Annotated in this window: 2 protein-coding genes and 1 pseudogene; all 3 read left to right on the forward strand. The window is 45.1% G+C overall.

Annotated elements, in window-relative coordinates; genetic code table 11:
* Positions 1 to 325: pseudogene (locus ACZFYI_RS20070) on the forward strand (ABC transporter permease); the annotation flags it as partial.
* Between the two features lie 98 nt (positions 326 to 423).
* A complete protein-coding gene (locus ACZFYI_RS20075; RefSeq protein WP_462525897.1) occupies positions 424 to 681 on the forward strand; it encodes an HPr-rel-A system PqqD family peptide chaperone in 258 nt (85 codons plus the stop codon).
* A partial coding sequence (locus tag ACZFYI_RS20080; RefSeq protein WP_462525898.1) for an ATP-grasp domain-containing protein occupies positions 668 to 1,697 on the forward strand: 1,030 nt, incomplete at its 3' end. The genes ACZFYI_RS20075 and ACZFYI_RS20080, both read left to right, overlap by 14 nt.

Raw genomic sequence — 1,697 nt, forward strand, 5'->3', positions numbered from 1 at the left:
CAAAGCCATCGGCATCAGCTTGTCATTTTGGATCTATTTTTCTTTGGTTTATGATGGATTTGTCTTGTACCTGATCTATAGCTTGGCGGACTATCCTTTGGAAAAACCCACTTTGGCCCTGGTGTTTTTGAATCCTGTGGATTTGGGAAGAATCATCATGCTGATGCAGTTGGATATTTCAGCGCTGATGGGTTATACCGGAGCTTTCTTTCAGGATTTCTTTGGTTCGGCAAAGGGAATTCTGATTTCCTCAACTGTGATGTTTATTTGGATGATTTTGCCTGTTTCAGCCGCCATGAGAGTATTCAAGAGAAAGGATTTCTAAGTAAAACATATCCATTGGGTGATAAATGTCATAATATACCCATGCTGTTTTTTGTAAATTTATTTATTGGGTTAAAGCAAAATAATTGCAAAAATACCATGGTAAAAATCAAGAAAAACATCGCCATCAGTGATTCGGGATTTGTGTTCGATCCGGGTTCGGGAGATTCCTATTCACTGAATCCAAGTGGACTGGAAATTGTTCAACTGATCAAATCCGGAAAGGATTTTAAGGAAATACTGGAAACTGTCTCCGAAAAGTATGAAGTGGACAGCGACAGTTTTGAGAGGTATTTCTATGACTTTGTTGCCACTTTGGACCAACTGCATCTTACCGAACCCGATGGAAAAGATTAAGTTGACCATTGCACTTTCCGGACTCAACAACATCGACAGTCCGGGGCCCGGGATTCCCGTAGTCAGGGGACTGAGGGATTCCGACAGCATTGAGGCACGCATCATCGGCTTGGTATATGACAACCTCGAGCCGGGCCCCTACATGCACGACCTGGTCGACAAGTCTTATAAAGTCCCCTACCCCTCCGATGGTGTAGAGCCTTTTCTGGAAAGAATCCGATACATCCATCAGATAGAAAAGATCGATGTGCTGATCCCCAATTTTGATTCGGAGCTTTTCACCTTTATGAAATCCGAAAAAATCCTTCGGGAAATGGGCATCCGCACTTTTCTCCCTACCCTGCAGCAATTCGAAGAAAGACACAAATCCAACCTTCCGGAATACGGCAAAAAATATGGCGTCAATGTTCCCTACAGTGCGCCGGTCACGAGTGTTGAAGACTTCAGGAAAATCCGGGACAAGTTTGAGTTTCCGGTCGTAGTCAAAGGTAAATTCTATGATGCCTACATCGCCTATGACATGGATCAGGTGGCCTTGTATTTCAATAAAATCGCAGCCAAATGGGGGCTTCCCATTGTCATCCAGGAATTTGTCCGTGGCACAGAAGTCAACGTGATAGCACTCGGCGACGGAAAAGGAAATACGGTAGGCGCAGTGCCCATGCGCAAAACCTATATCACAGACAAGGGAAAAGCATGGGGAGGGATCACTCTGGAAGATCCTACCATGATGGAACTGACCCATAAAATCATCTCCCAGACCAAGTGGCGGGGAGGCATGGAACTCGAACTCATCCGCACCGCCAAGAACGAACTCTACATGATAGAAATCAATCCCCGGCTTCCCGCCTGGGTTTACCTTGCTGTGGCGGCAGGACAAAATCTGCCCGAGGCATTGGTCAAATTGGCTATGGACATCCCGGTCGCACCTTTTACAAAGTACGATATCGGCAAAATGTTCATCCGCTACTCCTTTGACCTGATAGTTGAATTAAATGAATTTGAAAAGTTGTCCA

The organism is Aquiflexum sp. (genome assembly GCF_977115555.1).